Here is a 17765-nt window from a genome sequence, read left to right as displayed (position 1 = left end):
GTGCCTGGGATGGGGGAAGGCGCCTATGCGTATCATCTGGGGGATTTCGTTTGCCGTGGCCTGCCTGAGCGGCCCTGCCGTCGCGCAGCAGGGTTCGGCCTATAATACCGGGCTGCGGGTGGCGCAGGCACGGGGGTATGAAAACGCCGATTGCTATGCTCGCGTCTTCGCGAAACATGCGGTCGTCGTCGAGAAGCTCGGCGGCAAGCGCAGCTGGTATGCCAACTCGACGCCAGCCTACAATGCGGAGCAGCGCTCTCGCTGCGGGATCGACCGACTGCAGGATCTGGCGGCACGGCGAGATTCGGAGCGCTTCGGCGCGCCCGGCGCATCACGCGCACGCGGCGGAGCCTATGGTGCGGGATTGAGAGTCGCGGCGGAGCGCGGCTATTCCGGCAGCGACGCTACCTGCTTCGCACGAACCTATGCGACCTTCGCTTCGCCTCATCCCGCCCCGACCGGCCGGGGCACCTATGCTATCGCCGGCACCAGCATGCGCGCCTATTCGCACGAACTGTTTCGGGCGTGCGGGATTAGCCGCTAGGGCTTCTCGTCCGCCGCGATGAGAGCCGCGAGCTTTTCGCGCTCCTCGGCGGACAGAGTCTGCGGCCCAGCCATCGAAGCCGTGCGGTGGCGCGCGCGCATCCATACGAAGGCGAGCGCCAGCAGCAGAATGACGAAAGGCGCCGCCCAGAGCAAAGCCGTGCGTGCATTGAAGGGCGGACGAAGCAGCACGAAATCGCCATAGCGGGCGACCACGAAATCGACCACCGCCTTGTCGCTGTCGCCGGCAACGAGCCTTTCCCGCACGAGCAGGCGCAGGTCGCGCGCCAGCGGCGCATCGGAATCGTCGATAGACTGGTTCTGGCAGACGAGGCAGCGCAGGCCGCCGGAAATGGCGCGTGCCCGCTGCTCCAGCGCCGGATTCTTCAGCACCTCGTCGGGCTGCACGGCCTGTGCGCCGGTGATTGCCAGCAGCACGATGCCAAACGTCAGGAGAAGGCGACGCATCGGCCTACTCCGCCGGCTGCGGCGCGGCCACCGCTGGCGCGGCACGCTTCGGAGCCGCCAGCCGGAAGCGCCGGTCGGTGAGCGAAAGCCCGCCCCCCAGAGCCATGATGATCGAGCCAATCCAGATCAGCAGGATCAACGGTTTGTCGTAAAGCCGTACCGCGACGCCGCCATCCTGCGCCTCGCCGAGGCTGACATAGGCCTGGCTCAGCCCGTCCGTGCGGATGCCGGCTTCGGTCGTCGGCATGCTTCGGGCGGTATAGATGCGCTTCGACGCCTCGAGCGGCGCCAGTTCCCGGTCGCCGGAGAACAGCTGAAAACGCGCGACCTCGGCGCGGAAATTCGGCCCGGTCCGGGGCGTGACGCCCTCCAGCACGACCGTGTAGCGCCCGCTCGTCAGGCGCTCGCCCGGCTTGAGGACCGCAAGCGACTCGGTGCTCCAGGCTTGAGCGGCGATGCCGATGATGCTGAAGCCGATGCCGGCATGGGCCAGCGCCGTGCCCCAGGCCGAGCGCGGCAGCCCCTTGGCGCGCGACAGCACGGCCTGCCAGCCGCTGGCTCGCGCGACGATGCGCTCGCCAAGATCGACCGCCGCCCCCAGGATCAGGAAGACGCCGAGCCCAACGCCGAGCGGCGCCAGGACCGGCCCGCCCCGGGTGAAGGCGATCACCGCGAGCGACGTCAGCACGGCCAAACCGAAGGCGGCGGCGTTGCGCTGGGCGGCGCCGAGCAGATCGCCGCGCTTCCAGGCGAGCGACTGGCCGATCGGCAGGATCAGCAGCAGCGGCACCATCACCGGGATGAAGGTCGCGTTGTAGAAGGGCGCTCCGACCGAAATCTTGTCGCCGGTCAGCATCTCCAGCACCAGCGGATAGAGCGTGCCGACGAAAACCGTGGCGCAGGCAGTGGCAAGGAAGATGTTGTTGACGACCAGCGCTCCCTCCCGGGAGATCGGCGCGAACAGCCCGCCCTGCCGCAAGAGCGGCGCACGCCAGGCGAAGAGCGCGAGCGAACCGCCGACGAAGAAGACCAGGATGAAGAGGATGAACAGGCCGCGCGCCGGGTCGCTGGCGAAGGAATGGACCGAGGTCAGCACGCCGGAGCGGACGATGAAGGTGCCGAGCAGCGACAGCGAGAAGGTCAGGATCGCGAGCAGGATCGTCCAGACCTTGAGCGCATCGCGCTTCTCCATCACCACGGTCGAGTGGATCAGGGCCGTGCCCGCGAGCCAGGGCATGAAGGAGGCGTTCTCGACAGGGTCCCAAAACCACCAGCCGCCCCAACCGAGCTCGTAATAAGCCCAGTAGGAGCCCATCGCGATGCCGAGCGTCAGGAAGGTCCAGGCCAACAGCGTCCAGGGCCTGACGGCACGCGCCCACATCGCATCGATGCGCCCGTCGATCAGGGCGGCGACGGCGAAGGCATAGGTGATCGAGAAGCCGACATAGCCGATGTAGAGCAACGGCGGATGGATCGCGAGGCCGAGGTCCTGCAGGATCGGGTTGAGGTCCTGCCCTTCCGCCGGGGGCTGCGCCAGGCGCTGGAACGGGTTAGAGGTGAGCAGCAGGAAGGCGAGGAAGGCCACGGCGACCAACCCCTGCACGGCCAGGGTCCCGGCCCGCAGCCGCGGCGGCAATGAGTTGCGCGACAGCGCGACCAGCGCCCCGAACAGGGTCAGGATCAGCACCCAGAGCAGCATCGAGCCCTCATGGTTGCCCCAGACCGAGGTCAGCTTGTAGATCAGCGGCTGCGCCGAATGGGAATTCGCGACGACGTTCGCCACCGAGAAATCCGAACGGACATAGGATGCGACCAATGCCGCGAACGACAACGCGACCAGCGCGAAGCTGATCAGCGCCGCGCTGCTGCCGACCGACGCCAGTGCCCTGTCATGACGCACGACGCCCCAGAACGGCACCAGTGCCTGGATGACGGAGACACCGAGCGCCAGCGCCAGCGCGTAATGACCGATCTCGACGATCATGCCCGGCTCACGGCTTGGCCGCGGGCGCGGCGGGTGCGCCGGCGCCGCCGGGCTGCCAATGCCCCTGCTTCTTCAGCGTGTCGGCGACTTCGCGCGGCATATAGGTCTCGTCATGCTTGGCCAGCACCGAATCTGCCTTGAACCGCCCTGCTCCTTCGAAGACGCCCTCGGTCACTACGCCCTGCCCCTCACGGAACAGATCCGGCAGCAACCCGTCATAGCCGACCTTCATGGCGGTCTTGCCATCGGTGATCGCGAAGGAGACGCGCTGGCCTGGTCCACGCTGGACGGAGCCCGTCTCGACGAGGCCGCCAAGTCGCATTCGGGTACCGGGGGCTACTCCCTTCTCGACGATCTCCGTCGGGCCGTAGAAGAAGACGATCGTATCGCGCATCGCGAAGAGCACGAGCCCGGCCGCGAAGCACAGCACGGCGCCGGCCGCCGCGATCAGCGCGAGGCGGCGCTGCTTGCGGGTCAGGCGGCGCTTGGCCGGCATGGAGCGGGTGGGCTGGGCGATACTCACGGCTTGGCATCCTTCAAGGCCAATTCATCGACCAGGGCATCGATCGCCGCAAGTGCAGCCTGATCCTGCGACAGGCGCTCGCGCGCCGTCTTCACCGCTTGCACCGCGGCATCCCGGTCGCCGATCACGGCGCGGGCCCGGATGAGGCGGCTCCATTCGGGCAGCGTTCCGCCGCCATCGGCCAGCCGCGCGGCCAGGCCGTCCACCATGCCCTTGATCGCCTGCTGGCGTTCGGCCTCCGGCAAGGCTGCGACCGCCTTGCGCCCGGCATCGGCCTGCATCTGCTCGATACGGGCGCGCACAGCGCCGGCCCAATCGGCCTGTGGCGGCGCATCGGCGAGGAGTTGCTGCAGATCGGAAAGTGCCCCCTCCCCGTCACCATCCTGCTCCTTGCCGACGGCGAGGTAGTAGCGCGCTCGCGGATTCCTCGGGTCGAGCTTGACCGCTTCCGCCAAGGCTTCCCGCGCGGCTGCTGTCACAATCCCGCCAGCTTCGAGAATGCGGGCTTCGCCGAGCCCGGCGAGCAGATCGGTATCGGGCCTGCCGTAGCGAACCGTCGCGGCGAAAGCCTTCACTGCCTCGTCGTAACGTCCCTGTCTCAGATAGATCGGCGCGATCAGCGACCACCCCTTGGCGTCCGTCGGATTGGCCGCGAGATGGGCCTCCATGCGCGCCAGGACAACGGCAAAATCCTGCTGCGGCCCGGCCTTCTCGACCCGCGCGGCCAGCGGCTGGTCGGAGAAGCCGGGCGAGCCGTACAGCCCGTAGACCAATAAGGCGAGGAGCGGCACAACCGACAGCATCAGCGCGGAGCTGGCCCGGCGGCGGCGCAAGGACGGTTCGGTCTCGCCCGAAGGCCCCACCTCGTCGTTGGCGGCCCGCAGCAGGCGGCGCGCCGCTTCAGCACGCGCGGCCTCCGCTTCCGGCTCCGCGATCAGCTTGCGCCCGAGATCGCGATCGATCTCCTTGAGCTGGGCGCGATAGAGGCTCTTGGCATCCGCGATATCGGCGAAATCCTGAACCTGGCCGTGGCTGAGCGGCCGGAGCAAGGCGAAGATCGCCGCTCCCGTCATCGCTGCAAAGATCGTCCAGATCATCATGAGGTGTTCTTAGCGAATCGGCCGGTCGAGTTCATGGCGACAAAGGGTCACGCGGGCTTGGATTTGATCTAGATCGAAGGCAGGACGAGCCGCGCGCGCAGCCCGCCCAGCTGCGAACGCTGCAGCGTCAGCTCGCCGCCATAGAGCTTGGCGAGATCGACGACAATCGACAATCCGAGGCCCGAACCCGGCGTCGCCTCGTCGAGCCGGCGGCCGCGCTTCAGCACTTCCGCCCTGGCGCCGTCGGGGAGGCCCGGACCATCGTCGTCGATCAGCAATGCCATCTTCTCGTCGTCAACGGCCTTGGCGCCCTCCAGCGAAACCTCAACGCGGGACGCCGCCCATTTGAAGGCATTGTCGAGCAGGTTTCCGAGCATCTCCTCGAAATCCTGCTTTTCGCCGCGAAAGCGCAGCGTCTTCGGAACGGCGTGCGATCCGGCGATCTCTCTGTCCTGGGAGATCTTCATGAAGGTCCGCAGGAGCGCTTCAAGCGAGGGAACCACTTCGGTGACGCCACCCAGCGCCCCGGACAACGCTGCGGCCCGCGCACGATCGAGATAGTACTGGACCTGATCGCGCATGATCGCCGTCTGTGTCCGAACCGTCTGAGGGAGTTGCCCTTCGCCCGAACCCGCCTCGTTCATCATGACGCTGAGCGGCGTCTTGAGGGCGTGGGCGAGGTTGCCGACCTGGGTGCGAGCACGGTCGAGTATCTCGTGATTGGCATCGATCAACTGATTGAGCTCGCTGGCGAGCGGGGCGAGGTCAGGCGGATACTGGCCGACGATGCGCGGGCTCTCGCCCGTTCTCACCGAACCGACCGCGGTCCGCAGGCGCACCAGCGGGCGCAGGCCGAACCGGACCTGCACGAGCGTCGAGGCGACGAGCGCAATGCCGAGCAGCAGGAAGGTCATCGCGAGCGCGAAGCGGAAATCCTGGATATCGCCCTCGATCTCGTCGGCGGGCGCGGCGACGGCGACGGTGAAGCGACCGTCCTCGCCGACATCGATCTCGCGCTCGAGAATACGCAGCATGCGATCGTCCGGGCCGGAGACATAGCTCTCCCGCAGGCCGCGGCTGTTCGGCGTGATCGACTGGTCGAGGAGCTTCGGCAGCTGGCCGCCGACCAGCGAGCGCGAGGCACGCACATTGGGCCGCTCGCCGTCGAGGCGGGTGATCTGCCAGTACCAGCCAGTCAGCGGCAGATCGAAGCGCGGCTCGCCGAGATCGCCAACCGTCTGGCGCTCCGTTTCCGGCGGCGCGGCGAGGTCAGCCACGAGTTGCTTGATATAGACCGAAAGCCGCTCGTCGAAACCGCGCTCGGCCGAGCGGCGGTAGAAGGTGGTGAGGCCGACGCCCGCCAGGACTAGGATGAGGACGCAGCAGAACGCTGCCGAGAGGAAGAGCCGCGCTCCCAGCGAATAACGATGGGATTTGAGGACCATCTCCCTAAATCAGACCTTTTCCGGAGCGGCGGCGATGTAGCCGAGGCCCCGGACGGTCTCGATGATGTCGACCCCGAGCTTCTTGCGGAGGCGGCCGACGAAAACCTCGATCGTGTTGGAATCGCGATCGAAGTCCTGATCGTAGAGATGCTCGACCAGTTCGGTGCGCGAAACGACGCGCCCCTGATGGTGCATCAGGTAGGAGAGAAGCCGGTATTCATGCGAGGTCAGCTTCACCGGATTGCCGTCGACCACCACGCGGCTTGCCCGCGTATCGAGCCGGACGGGTCCGCAGACCAGTTCCGAGGTGGCATGGCCGGCCGCGCGCCGTAGCAGGGCCCGCACGCGCGCCAGCAGCTCCTCGACATGGAAAGGCTTGACGACATAGTCGTCGGCGCCGGCGTCGAACCCTCCAACCTTGTCGCTCCAGCGGTCGCGCGCCGTCAGGATCAGCACCGGCATGGTCTTGCCAGCCCGGCGCCAGCCCTGCAGCACCGCGACACCATCGACCTTCGGCAGGCCGAGGTCGAGGATGACGGCGTCATAGGGCTCGGTCTCGCCGAGATAGAGCCCCTCCTCGCCGTCGAAAGCCTTGTCGACGGCGTAGCCGGCGTTCTCCAGCGCGGTCACGATCTGGCGGTTGAGGTCCTTGTCGTCCTCGACGACGAGCAGTCTCACGGTGGGTTCGCTCCAGTTTGTGCAGATGCCGGCAAGCGCTCAGCGGATGGTGGCGATCTTGCCGGATTGTCCTTCCAGCGTCACGCGTGCGACGCGCCCGTCGCGTTTCAGCGTCGTAACGACATAGACGAAATCATCGCCCTGCCGACAGAGCCTGATGCGGACGACTTCGCCGGGAGCCGCATGGCGGGCATGGCGCGAGGCCTCGGCAGGTTGCATGACCCGGCCTTCGGCAACGGCGTCGCGCGTTTCATCCGAGGACAGGCAAGACATCGGCGTCGCATCGTCGACGCGGATGATCGGCATCGGCGACGAAGTCATGAGCGCGAAAGCGAGGATCGGTTCGACCGGCATCATCGACATGGGCTAATCCCATCCGCGTGAATGGGCCATGAATGCATCACCCCGACCACAACCTAGACTAGATCATCCGACGGCGATCCGTCCACGCCATTCGCGCCCTCGCCCCACGGTTGTGCTCAGCTGGGCCAAAGACAAAGCGAGCTCCTGCTGCGCGGAGCCGAAATGCGCAAGCTCCTGCTCGGGTGGATAAATCCATTCGGGCGCGTTCACGATTTCGGCATGTATTAGCGTCTCACCATCGAGGACGCGGATTTCGTAGCGCTCAACTTCTTCGCCGGTGGGAACTTCGGCCAGATCCCACGAATCACCGTCGCTGCGGGTGCGCCGTACCCAGCTCAGACGGATGCCGGCGTCGGAACGGCGAGCCTTCGCCCGGGCCGGAGAGAACGGCAGCAGCGCATCGGCGCGCACCTCGACCGTGACCTCCGTCATCGTCGGATCGCCGACATCGTGGCGCGCGGGGCCGATGCGATAGCGGCGCTGTTTGCCGATCTCGGACAGCTGCGTCGTCAGTGTCACCGCCGCTCCGTCGAGAACGACCACGCGAGCCCCGGGCGGCAGATGGCGGGAAGCACCCGCTTCCGATCCACCAATTCCACGGACGAAATTTGAGAGGCGGAAGCGCTGCGGACCGATGAGATCGACCTGCGCCGCTGTCACGATCTCGACCTCGCCGTCCTCGCCGATCAAAGCCAGCGCGTTGGCGCCGGCGAGCGCTGCATGCGGCGACACGGACGACAGGACGCCGCCGCGTAACCGGACTTCGAGCACGGTGCGCTGATCGGTTCGCCAGAGCGGCCCTGGCGGGAGCTCGGTCAGCGTTTCGCCAATGATCGAGGGAGCCTCGACGAAGCCGCCGAGATCGAACAAGCCGGCCTCGTCGGCACTCCAGATCGCCAGCGCTCCCGGCCAGGGCGATGCGAAAGCCGCGACCGAGAGCAGCGCCGGTGGCTGCGCCGCGACGATCGGCAGGGCGAGCGGAACCACAAGAGGCCGGCCGGGCAAGGCCGGCGGCGTCCGCGGGGAGCGAGGGCCGCCCTTCGCGCCGGCACTGGAATAGATCGCCGGCTCGACCGCGCGCGCACTGACCTGCCGGGTCGGGCCATCGGCGATGCGCGTCACCCGGAACAAGCGGCGCCCCGCATCGACCGGAACGGAGACGACGTCCCCCGGCTCGAGATCAAGACAGCGCGGCGACAGCTCGCATTCCAGCGTCTCGCGCGCCGCCCACGCCTCCTGCAGGCGCTGGTCGGCCAGGCGTTGGGCCTCGGCGATGCGCGTCACGATCGCCGTCTCGACCGCGACCTCCCGGCGCGCCGCGCCGGCAAGGCGACGCGAGCGGCTTGCGGCTTTGCGATAGTCGTTTTCGCTGTCGCTGAAGTCGAGGCGCAGCTCCAGCGGCAGCTCCGTTTCCTGGCTGCGGCGCAGGGTGAAGGGCTCGCCGTCACGATCCGCAACGAAATCGTCGTGGTCGAGCAGCCGCGCGACCTTGCCGCCCCGCCCCTCGAAGCGCAGGCGCCCCGCGCTCATCACGGCGTCGAAGCCGAAGGTCTGAGCCAGCGTCTCGAGCGCCTGGCGGGCGGAAAGCGGGCGGTCGAGGACGTAGCCATCCACGAAGCCGTCCACGGTCATGCCCTCTGCAGGCGGCAGGCCGAATTCGGCGAGCAGCCCGGCGATGAGGCGATCGACCGGTATTCCCTCCAGCCGGCCGTTCAACCAATGCCCGGTCTCGAAATTGGCGCCGTCGGCCCAGATACCGCCGAGATCAGGAAAAGCCGGGAATGGCCGGGCATCCCAGTTCCAGACGACGATATGCGCGGGGTCGACCATGCGGATCCCGCTGACGGGATGAACCGGATTGCGCGTGGGATCGAAGCCGAGGCGGGCGGGATCGAAGCCGGAGATGATCGCCTCCAGCCCGCGCGTCTGCACCAGATCGTCACGAGCGCCGCTGGAGAAGGGCGGGAAGCCGCCCTCGGCCGAGCGCGTGTCGGGAAAGACATTGGGCGCGTTGGCGCCCTTGTCCACGGCCGGGATGCCGATCTCGGTGAGCCAGATCGGCTTCGCGCCCGGAACGAAGGGCGTGGCAGTGGTCTCGGCGCCCCCAGAGCGCCGGACATGCGCATTGTTCCACCAGCCATGCAGATCCTTGGGCCGAAACTGCCAAGGCTTTCCGTAGGCGCCGTCGGTGATCGGCACCCTCACCTGGGCTGTACGGCCTTCTTCATCGGCATAATACCAGTCAAAGGCTTCACCCGCAGTCAGCCGATTGCGGAGATAGGCGAGATCGGCGGGCCCGCGCGCGACGGCAGCATCGGCGTGATCGCCGGAATCGCGCCAGTCCGACAGCGGAGGATAATAGTCGATGCCAACAGCACCGATCGCCGGCGAGGCCCACAGCGGATCGAGCGGAAAATCGATGTCCTCGCCGCCGTCTCGGACATCGGCGCCATACTCCGTCCAGTCGGCGGCGTAGGTCAGGGTCGCCTCGGGCAGAATGGCTTCGACGTCCTGAGCGATCCCGATGAGGTGCTCGACCATCGGATAGCCCGACGTTGCGCGCAAATGCGTCAGCCCGACCAGTTCGGATCCGATCACGAAGCCTTCGACGCCACCTGCGGCCTGCGCCAGCATCGCGCAATGCATGATCTGGCGGCGGTACGACCACTCGTCTGGCTTGGAGCAGCCGATGGCATCGCCCACAAGCGACATGTCGGCCGGCCCGACCGTGCCGACGAAGGCGGCGACCTGCGCGGCGGCGGCCGCAGTTCCCTCCGCGCTCCCTGTGCGGCCGGGCGCGGGATCGCAGCTGATCCGGCCGCGCCAGGGATAGCGCGGCTGGCTGACCCCACCCGACCAGGGGTCCGGCAGGGCATTGCCGATCGGGACATCCATCATCAGGAAGGGATAGAGGACGACTTCGAGACCGTAATCGAAGCGCAGGCGCCGAATCAGTGCGATCACGCTCTCGTCGGAGGGCGTGCCGCCGAAGGCCGGGCGGCCGTCCATTTGGCTGACGGGGCGGCCCGAAGCGCGCGCCAGCCCTGCGACCGACCATTCGGCACCGACCGTCGGCTTGTGCGGAATCTCGACGCGCGGCGCGACGCTGCAGGAACCGGCGCGCAGATCGTCGCCGAACCAGGACACCACGAGCGAAACGGAGCGCAAACCGGGGCAGAGCGCGAGGAGATGGCCGAGCGCCGTATCGACGTCCGAGCCGCCATAGAGCTGGTGGCGCGTCAGGCTCTCGCTGACGCCCGGCTCGGGCTCATGGCTGACCGGCCTGGTGTCGTAGACGAATTCGCCGGCGCCGGGGATCAGCGAGACGGCGCGGATCATGCCACCCAGCCCCTCGACGGCACGCACGACCTCGAAATCGAACTGGGGCACGCGATTGCCATAGTCGGCAAGCGGGAGGCGCTCGAAGACGACATAGGCCAAGCCGCGGTAGGCCGGCGCGTCGCCCGCCTCCTTCGCGGCGATCAACGGATCCGGCTCCTGCGCTTCATGCCCGTGATGGACGCGCATCGCGACCGTGTTGACGTCGAGCTCACGTCCGTCGACCCAGATGCGCCGGATGAAGGCGATCGGCCCCTCGCAGAGGCCGATCGCGAGGTTGGCGTGGTAGCTGTAGGTTGTCTCAAAAGTCTTCTTCGAGCTGCCACCCTTGGCGCCGCTCTTGCTGCGGGTGACCGAAACGCTGACCTCCTCCTCGAAGCGCGTCGCCCAGATGAGCTGGCCGCCGAGGCGTGCCCGGCCATAGACCCGCGGAATCGATGCGCCCTCGGTGGAGGCGAGCCCGTTCACCTCCTTCAGCCGCGGCCCTTCGACCATCTTGTTGCCGCCTGCGCCGCCGAGCCAGGCCTGGTCGATGGTCGCGCCGGCCAGACCGCCGAGCGCCTGGCCGATCATGCCGCCGACCGGGCCGCCCAAGGCTGTGCCGAGCGCAGCGCCCGCGACCTGGAGGAGAAGCGTCGCCATCAGTCGGTCACTCCGGGGAAGGAAAAGGCATGGCTGAGATGGCGCCGCCACCAGGGCGTGAACGCGACCTCGGCGACGGCCGCCCCGTCATGGGCGTGGATGATGCGATCGGGCGCGCTCAGGATGGCGCAGTGCTTTGCCGGCAGATGCTCGCGCCAGCGGAAGAGCAGCACATCGCCACGCCGTTCAGCCCCGGTCGCGACCGGCATGAGATGGCGCAGCGCCGCGCTCGCCAGCGTCTCCTGCCGCAGGCTTTCGGCCCAATTTGCCGTGTAGGGCGGCGGCGCTTCCGGCTCCTCGCCCAGCAGATCGCGCCAGATCCCCCTGACGAGGCCGAGGCAGTCGCAGCCGACGCCGCACAGCGAGGCCTGGTGGTGATAGGGCGTGCCAAGCCATAGACGCGCGGCTTCGACGATTTCATCGCGTCTCATCGGAACAGGCTCCCCCCGTCGAGCGCACCGTCGCCGGGACGGACGCCGCCGATGATGAAGTCCGTCGTCGGCATATGCGGAAAGCCGCGGAAATTGACGCCGTTTCCGAATTTCGTCCGGCAGGTGGCGAAGCTCTTGTCGCATCCCGGCGCGACGCTAAAAGCGTCGCCTGCAAGGATCGCTCCGGCCGGAATCTGCCAGAGCTGGAAGACGGCGTGATCGCCCTCGATGCCGTGCCGCTTCACCTCCGTGGCGAAGCCGGCGTTGGCGCCGCCGGTGAAGACAAGCCGTCCGCCGGTGAAGTGGCCATCGGGATAGGAAGCGAGCGCTCCCGCGGTCAGCGTCAGGCGGCCATCGCTCCCACTGACGGCCGCGGCGACCGGCACCAATGCGACGCCGCAGCGCGCATCGCCGAGATCCGCCGAGCACGAGCGCAGGTAGAGGCGTCCACGCTCCTCGTCGAAGGCCTTGGCGATGCCGCGCATCTCGGCCGTGAAGCCGTACTCGCCGCGCCGCACCTCGCCGACGAAGCCCTCCTCGAGCAGCAACCTCTGCTCGGGCACGGCCCAATTGACCAGCCAGACGCGGACTCGCGCATCGTCGTAGAGCCCCCGCGCGAGGTCGGCCTCGTTCAGGCCCGATGCCGCGAAAGCACCGGCGACATCGCCGCCGCCGATGGCGAATCCCAGCTCGGCCGTCGTCTCGGCTGCCTCAAGCCCGGTCGACGCCGCATAGGTCAGACCGTCGAAGTCTAGAGCCCGGTCATGATCGGTGAAGCCGAGCACCAGCCCGTCGCGCCGCGTCAGGCTCCAGCAGCGGCACAGGGTGGTCGCCCCGCTCTCGATATGGGCGGCGAGACCGGCGGGGATAGCGCGCATGGTGGAACCTCAGGGCAGGATCTCGACGACGGGGATGCGCGGGATCTCGCCAGCCTCGAAAGCCGAGAGATCGACATCGATCGCGTCGACGTCGAAGCGCACGGGAACGTCGAAGGCGAAGCCAGCGGTCACCGTCGCGCCCGGTGGCGGGATCGAGCCGGGCGCGAAGGTGATGCGCCCGGTCGCGGTGTCGCAGGCGAAGCTCTCCGCCGGCTGCTCGACGCCATCGAGCGCAATCTGCACGGTGCCTTCGCATGGCTTCGCAATCGCGCGGCTATAGGCGGACGGGCCGGCGCCATAGATCTTGCAGAGCTGGAAGGCCGCCGCGACGCCATCGCCAATCCCGATGATCTGATCCGTGGCGGCAGGCTCGCGCGAGGGAGGCGAGCTCTTCCAGTCGAGCTGGTCGCGCCAGCGGAAACCATGAAGCCGGCCGCGGCGCTCCTCGAAGAAGCTGACGACGGCCGCCAGGGCATCGAAGCTGCGTACGCCGAGCCCGGCGTCGTAGCGGCGCCGGGAATGGGCCCAGCGGCTATTACGAACCTCGCGCCCGGAGGCGAGCGTGACGATCTGCGTCTGACGCTCCGGCCCACCCCGCGCGCCACGCGCCACATCGGTCGGAAAACGGACTTCGTGAAAATCAGCCATGGGGACTCCGCTCATAGCGCACGGCTGCCGCGCGCAACGGCGCGGGCGATCGCGGCGGAGACCTGCGCTTCGGACCGGCGGAAGCTCTCGGCGTCGGGCGTCGACACCTGCACGACAACGCTGGGTGGCCGCACTGGGCCGCTGCCCGCCGCGCGCACGCCAAGCCGCCCATCGGGGCCGCGCGACAGCGGCATGATGGCCTCGGCGCCGCGCTCGCCCATCAAGCCGAGTCCGCGCCCGGTCGGGAAATAGGATGGGGAAGCAACGATGCCGCCTTCGGCGAAGGCCTTGACCGGAATGCTCGCAGCGACCGACCCAAAGCCGCCGGTGAACAGGTCAGTAAGACTTTTCACACCCATGCCGAGCAGACTGGAGAGGCCTGTCTGGAGCGGCTTGAGAGCCGTCTTGAGCAGGCTGTCGGTCAGCGAGCGGCCGACGCTACGCAGCACGTCCTCGAAGCGCTTGCCCTCCACGACGCCGCGAGAGAACGCATTTACGATCGATTTACCAAAGCTTTCCGAGGTTTTGCTCAAAGATTGAGTCAATTTATCCATCGTCCGCAGATCAGACAGACGATCGGTCTCGACCTCATCGTCACCGGTCATGTCATCCTCTTCAGATATTGATTCAGGAATTCAACTCAACTGTCTGGATGGGCGGCCATGAGAGCTGCCAGAGCGGCGCGATCCGTGGCGCCGCCGGCTTCGCTCTGATGTGCCCTCAGGGCTGCCGCGATCTCGCGCGGCGTCGCCGCCCAGAACTGCTCGGGCGGCCAGGCCAGCCGCCCTAGCCCGAAGGCCATGACATCGCTCCAGGGAAAGGCCGCCGACGGCTTCACGCCCCCGGCGGCGGCGAAGGGCGGCCCGTATCGCCCTCGCCGAAAGTGGCTTCCAGCAGCGCAATCGCGGCTTTGATCGCCCCGCTCAGCCCACCGTCGAAGGACAGGTTCGCCACATCCTCGTCCCGAATCGCCCTGCCCGCCCCCCGCAAGCCCGCCGCGAGAATGCGGATGATGTCGCGGGCGGAGAGCCGGCCATGCACGAAGCGCTCCCCGAGAGCGGGCAGGCTGTCGACGGCGAAGGCATGCTCCAGCTCGGCCAGCGCTCCCAGCGTCAGCCGCATGGGCAACGCATCGCCCGCGACCATGAGCGCGGTCTCTCCTCTGTGACGATTGACCATCACCGTCTCCTCAAAGCGCCGTGAAAGCGAGCGGGCCGGCGGATTCCAGCGAGAGGTCGAACGTGACCTCCCCGGCATGGTCGCCCCGGTACTCGAGGCTCGTCAGCTGGAAGAGACCTTCGATTATGCCGAAATCCGGCACCACGACCTGCCAACCTTGGATCAAACCGTCGAAAAAAACCTGGCGGACGAGAGCGTCGGAAGCCTCATCCTTGAAGATGCCGGAGCCGCTGATGCTGGCCCGGCGCACGCCCGCCCCGGCCAGTAATTCGCGCCAGCGCCCCGCGGATTCCGAATGGGTCACGTCCACGGTCTCGGCGTTGAACGCGATCTGCCGCGCCCGCAAGCCTGCGACGGTGACGAATGCGCCGACGCCATCCGCCGCCTTGAGCAGCAGATCCTTGCCTTTCTGTGCCGCCATGCGGCTTCTCCTTCCAATATTGGGGGTTGCCGGTGTCAGAGTGTTTCGGTGACCGCCCGAAAGCGGATCGTCACATGGCCGAGCCCGCTGCGCGGCTCGCGGGCGAGCCGGCTCGACAGCCAGCGCAGATTGACGAGGGCGTGCCCTTCCAGAGCGAGTTCGGCTTCGTCGAGCGCGCCGACGATCAGCCCAGCCGCCTGCAAGGCCTGCTGCGAGGAGCCGCTTTGCGACGCCCAGACGACGAGCGCGAGTTCCTGCTCGCAGCCGCGTTCGCTGCCGGTCGACCAGTCGCGGGCCTCGACATCGCCATGGACGACGTAGAGGCCGCGAGCCGCGCGCGGCGCCTCGCCATGGATGCGGCCGGGGCCGATCAGCGCCGTCAGCGCGGCATCGGCCGTCAAGCGAGCCTGAATTGCAGCGCGCAGGGCAAGGATCGCGCCGCTCATGGCTTCACCTCCTCCGCAAGACAGACGAGGCGCCGACGCGAACCGTCGGGATCGGCAACCGTTCGGATGTCGAAGATCCGGTCGCCGTCGCGCAGCCGCTTGCCGCCGTCGAGATCGCCGCGCCAACGCAGCGTCACGCGATGAGTGCCAACCTGCTCCGGGCGCCCCTGACGCCATTGCTCGGCGCCCGCAAGCCATTCGACCTGCGCCCAGAAGGCGGCCACCACCTCGAAGACCTGGGTTACCCCTCCCAGCTCATCCGGCGTGGAAACCGGCGCTTCCAGAGTAAGCCGGCGCCTCAGTCTGCCGATCGCAGCTCCAGCAGCCCTCGCCATGGTCAAAGCCTTCCACGGCGGAACGGAGACACCAACGCTGCGATCGCACTCGGCAGCGCCCGTGCGTCGCGGCTGGCGACATCGCCGCGCTCCTCGAACCAGCGGGCGGCCAATCTGAGCACGGCCTGGCGCAGGGGGGCGGGCACGGCGGCGGCTGTCGCCCCGTACCCGGCAACGATGTCGATCTCGATCGCGCCGTGATGGCGGCCGATCTCCGGCAGCTCTCCGGTTACGCGGATCAGTGGAGGGTCGGCACTCCTGTCCAGCGTGAGCGCCGCCTCGGCGACCGGTTGCGGAGCCCCGAGCATATCGTAGACCCGCGCCGCCTCGATCCTTGCGATCGGCGACAGCGGCAGCCTGATCTCGCCATTGCCGGGCCAACGATCGAGAACGATGCGCCAGGGCTGCTCGATCAGGCAGCGGCCCGCTGCCGCTTCGATCATCAGCCGAGCGGCCGTGATCAGTGTAGCGAGCAGATCATCCTCATTGTTATGGTCCAGGCGCAGGAATAGCCGGGTCTCGTTGAGCGTGACCGGTTCTGCCGTCGGCGGAGCCAGGGCGAGCGGCGTCATGTTCATCCCCTTCGTGGAATCGTCTGAAAGGTTCATTTGCGGAGCGAGGCGCGCTATCAGCGTTCCATCGGAAAGGAGCACTCGATGCGCATCGCGAATTGGATCGTCGCCGCCTCGCTCGGCGGCGCGGTCTGCGGGCTCGGCCCCCTGCCCGCGCAGGCCGTGGTCGGCGGGCGTGAAGGCGGACCCGCCGTCGGCTCGACCTTGATGGTGCTCAATGCCCGCGGCGGGGTATGCAGCGGTATCGTGCTCTCGCCGCGCGCCATCCTGACAGCGGCTCACTGCGCCGCCGGCGGAACGGAGCTGCGCATCCATTGGCGCGAAGCTGGCGAGCCCGTCCTGATCGCGCCTGCGGCGGTCAGCTTGCATCCCGAGTTCGATGCCGGTGCGATCCGCAGCCGGCGGCGCTCGATCGACCTCGCTCTGATCCGGCTCGCCGAGCCTCTGCCGGCGCGTTTCGCCCCTGCGGAGCTGGCCGACGGGCCGCTGCCTCCAGCAGGAAGCCCTGTCACGCTCGCCGGTTATGGGGTCGCCCGCGAGGGCGAAGCCCGCAGCACGGGCACATACCGATCCGCCACCCTGGCGGCGATCGAGCCCTATGGACCGAGCCGCATCCTGCTGTGGGCGGCCGATCCGGCCGGTGCGGGCAAGCAGCCCGGCGCCAGCGCCTGCCAGGGTGATTCCGGCGGACCGATCTTCGCCGATGGCGGCATCAGCGCCGTGACGAGTTGGTCCACCGGTCCGAAAGGCCGCAATTGCGGCCTCCTCACCCAGGGCATTCTGGTCGCGCCGCAACGCCAGTGGATCGACACGACACTTTCCCGATGGGGCGATACGGCACGCTGGTCAAAAGGCCGGTGAAAACGCTGGACTGCGCCGCGCCACCTCCTAGATTGATCGGCCGTCCACTGGTTCACATCATGATCCTGCGCTCGCTTACCGCTCTCGCGTTTTCCCTTCTGGCTGCCGCAACGGCGCAGCCCGCTCTGGCCGTCGTCGGAGGCACCGACTCACGCGATGCCCATGGAGCGCGTGCCTGGACCGTGCGGGTCGAGACCAGCCGGGGCGAGCTCTGCTCGGGCGCTGTGATCGCGCCTGAGATCGTGCTGACGGCCGCGCATTGCCTGATGGGCGGCGGCTCGATCAGCGTGGTCAGCCTCGACCCCCGTTTCCGCGCGCGGCGGCAGATCGTCGTCGCGGTCCTGCCGCATCCGAGTTTCGTGCCCGGCACTACGCCGCGCACGCAACCGGGCACCGACCTCGCCCTGCTGCGGCTGGCACAGCCGCTGCCGCCGGATATCGAGCCGCTCACGCTGGGCGGCGGCCTCTGGCAAGGCGAAACCGTCACCATGGCGGGCTACGGCCTCTCCGCCGAGAACAACAAGCGCACCGCCCGTCGCCTGCGTGAAACGCAGCTGCTCAACGCCGGCAACTATACGACCCAGAACACGGTCAAGGTCGCGGTCGACATCGAGGCGCGCGGCGAAACGCCGGGCGCAGGCGCGTGCCGCGGCGATTCCGGCGGTCCGGTGCTGCGCGGCTCGACGCGCTCGCGGGATCTCGTCGGCATCGTGAGCTGGTCGAGCGGACCGCTCAACACGCGTGCCCGGCGCATTTGCGGCGGCTTCACCGCCATTACGCCGATCAGCGACTACCGCGGCTGGATCTCCGAGGGCAGCGCACGGCTGCTTTCGTTCGGCAGCGAGGCGCCACCGGACGAGGCGGCCCAGCCGCGCGCTGCCTTCAGCTGGTGGTTTTCGCGCTGAGCAA

The 17765-nt window shown here is 68.1% G+C and carries 21 protein-coding genes; 3 read left to right on the top strand and 18 right to left on the bottom strand.

The annotated features are described in order from the left end of the window. Nucleotides 1-25 precede the first annotated feature (25 nt). Nucleotides 26-544: a hypothetical protein gene (locus AC1DE3_RS07160; protein ID WP_441512255.1), complete on the top strand. Its 519-nt coding sequence runs from the start codon at nt 26-28 to the stop codon at nt 542-544. Here AC1DE3_RS07160 and AC1DE3_RS07155 read toward each other — a convergent pair. The 18 genes from AC1DE3_RS07155 to AC1DE3_RS07070 all read right to left on the bottom strand — a co-directional run bounded on the left by AC1DE3_RS07155 (nt 541) and on the right by AC1DE3_RS07070 (nt 15995). After that, nucleotides 541-1011 carry a cytochrome c-type biogenesis protein gene (locus AC1DE3_RS07155; protein ID WP_441512254.1) on the bottom strand — a complete coding sequence of 157 codons (471 nt, stop codon included), beginning with the start codon at nt 1009-1011 and terminating at the stop codon, nt 541-543. The two genes, AC1DE3_RS07160 and AC1DE3_RS07155, sit on opposite strands and share 4 nt — an antisense overlap. 4 nt (nt 1012-1015) lie before the next feature. Then, nucleotides 1016-2995, bottom strand: coding sequence for a heme lyase CcmF/NrfE family subunit (locus AC1DE3_RS07150; RefSeq protein WP_441512253.1), 1980 nt, complete (start codon nt 2993-2995; stop codon nt 1016-1018). Between the two features lie 7 nt (nt 2996-3002). Then, nucleotides 3003-3473 (bottom strand): cytochrome c maturation protein CcmE, encoded by a 471-nt coding sequence (ccmE, locus tag AC1DE3_RS07145; protein ID WP_441512554.1) that lies wholly within the window; start codon nt 3471-3473, stop codon nt 3003-3005. Nucleotides 3474-3514: 41 nt separating this feature from the next. Beyond that, the gene (gene ccmI, locus AC1DE3_RS07140) at nt 3515-4618 is read right to left on the bottom strand and encodes a c-type cytochrome biogenesis protein CcmI (protein ID WP_441512252.1); all 1104 of its coding nucleotides are present in this window, start codon (nt 4616-4618) and stop codon (nt 3515-3517) included. A gap of 68 nt (nt 4619-4686) precedes the next feature. Then, on the bottom strand, nt 4687-6063 hold the full coding sequence (locus AC1DE3_RS07135; RefSeq protein WP_441512251.1) for a sensor histidine kinase: 1377 nt from the start codon (nt 6061-6063) through the stop codon (nt 4687-4689). Nucleotides 6064-6072: 9 nt separating this feature from the next. After that, entirely contained in the window at nt 6073-6741 is a 669-nt protein-coding gene (locus AC1DE3_RS07130; RefSeq protein WP_265052504.1) for a response regulator transcription factor, read from the bottom strand. A gap of 39 nt (nt 6742-6780) precedes the next feature. Then, nucleotides 6781-7104, bottom strand: a complete 324-nt coding sequence (locus AC1DE3_RS07125) for a PepSY domain-containing protein (protein WP_441512250.1) — start codon at nt 7102-7104, stop codon at nt 6781-6783. A 63-nt stretch (nt 7105-7167) separates the two neighbouring features. After that, nucleotides 7168-11085, bottom strand: a complete 3918-nt coding sequence (locus AC1DE3_RS07120) for a baseplate multidomain protein megatron (RefSeq protein ID WP_476852291.1) — start codon at nt 11083-11085, stop codon at nt 7168-7170. Then, nucleotides 11085-11516, bottom strand: a complete 432-nt coding sequence (locus AC1DE3_RS07115) for a C40 family peptidase (RefSeq protein ID WP_441512248.1) — start codon at nt 11514-11516, stop codon at nt 11085-11087. Before AC1DE3_RS07115 ends, AC1DE3_RS07120 begins: the two co-directional genes overlap by 1 nt. Beyond that, on the bottom strand, nt 11513-12394 hold the full coding sequence (locus tag AC1DE3_RS07110) for a DUF2163 domain-containing protein (protein ID WP_441512247.1): 882 nt from the start codon (nt 12392-12394) through the stop codon (nt 11513-11515). The genes AC1DE3_RS07115 and AC1DE3_RS07110 overlap by 4 nt, the downstream gene beginning before the upstream one ends. A 9-nt stretch (nt 12395-12403) precedes the next feature. Continuing rightward, nucleotides 12404-13042, bottom strand: a complete 639-nt coding sequence (locus AC1DE3_RS07105) for a phage distal tail protein, Rcc01695 family (RefSeq protein WP_441512246.1) — start codon at nt 13040-13042, stop codon at nt 12404-12406. Between the two features lie 11 nt (nt 13043-13053). Further along, entirely contained in the window at nt 13054-13647 is a 594-nt protein-coding gene (locus tag AC1DE3_RS07100; protein ID WP_441512245.1) for a phage tail tape measure protein, read from the bottom strand. Nucleotides 13648-13682: 35 nt separating this feature from the next. Then, nucleotides 13683-13880 carry a phage tail assembly chaperone gene (locus tag AC1DE3_RS07095; protein WP_441512244.1) on the bottom strand — a complete coding sequence of 66 codons (198 nt, stop codon included), beginning with the start codon at nt 13878-13880 and terminating at the stop codon, nt 13683-13685. After that, the gene (locus AC1DE3_RS07090; RefSeq protein WP_441512243.1) at nt 13877-14221 is read right to left on the bottom strand and encodes a gene transfer agent family protein; all 345 of its coding nucleotides are present in this window, start codon (nt 14219-14221) and stop codon (nt 13877-13879) included. The genes AC1DE3_RS07095 and AC1DE3_RS07090 overlap by 4 nt, the downstream gene beginning before the upstream one ends. Before the next feature lie 10 nt (nt 14222-14231). After that, nucleotides 14232-14642 carry a phage major tail protein, TP901-1 family gene (locus AC1DE3_RS07085; RefSeq protein WP_441512242.1) on the bottom strand — a complete coding sequence of 137 codons (411 nt, stop codon included), beginning with the start codon at nt 14640-14642 and terminating at the stop codon, nt 14232-14234. A 35-nt stretch (nt 14643-14677) separates the two neighbouring features. After that, nucleotides 14678-15088: a DUF3168 domain-containing protein gene (locus AC1DE3_RS07080; protein ID WP_441512241.1), complete on the bottom strand. Its 411-nt coding sequence runs from the start codon at nt 15086-15088 to the stop codon at nt 14678-14680. Then, nucleotides 15085-15423, bottom strand: a complete 339-nt coding sequence (locus AC1DE3_RS07075) for a phage head closure protein (RefSeq protein WP_441512240.1) — start codon at nt 15421-15423, stop codon at nt 15085-15087. Before AC1DE3_RS07075 ends, AC1DE3_RS07080 begins: the two co-directional genes overlap by 4 nt. A 2-nt stretch (nt 15424-15425) precedes the next feature. Beyond that, complete coding sequence (locus tag AC1DE3_RS07070) at nt 15426-15995, bottom strand: head-tail connector protein (RefSeq protein ID WP_441512239.1); 570 nt, start codon at nt 15993-15995, stop codon at nt 15426-15428. A gap of 84 nt (nt 15996-16079) precedes the next feature. On the opposite strand from AC1DE3_RS07070, the gene AC1DE3_RS07065 reads away from it, so the two are divergent. Both AC1DE3_RS07065 and AC1DE3_RS07060 read left to right on the top strand, forming a co-directional pair. Then, nucleotides 16080-16856, top strand: a complete 777-nt coding sequence (locus AC1DE3_RS07065; RefSeq protein ID WP_441512238.1) for a S1 family peptidase — start codon at nt 16080-16082, stop codon at nt 16854-16856. A gap of 59 nt (nt 16857-16915) precedes the next feature. Beyond that, on the top strand, nt 16916-17761 hold the full coding sequence (locus AC1DE3_RS07060) for a S1 family peptidase (protein ID WP_441512237.1): 846 nt from the start codon (nt 16916-16918) through the stop codon (nt 17759-17761). Nucleotides 17762-17765 lie beyond the last annotated feature (4 nt).

The organism is Allobosea sp. 10L417, assembly GCF_056395485.1.
The sequence above is the reverse complement of the archived record's forward strand: the minus strand, read 5'-3'. Positions and strand labels throughout refer to the sequence as shown.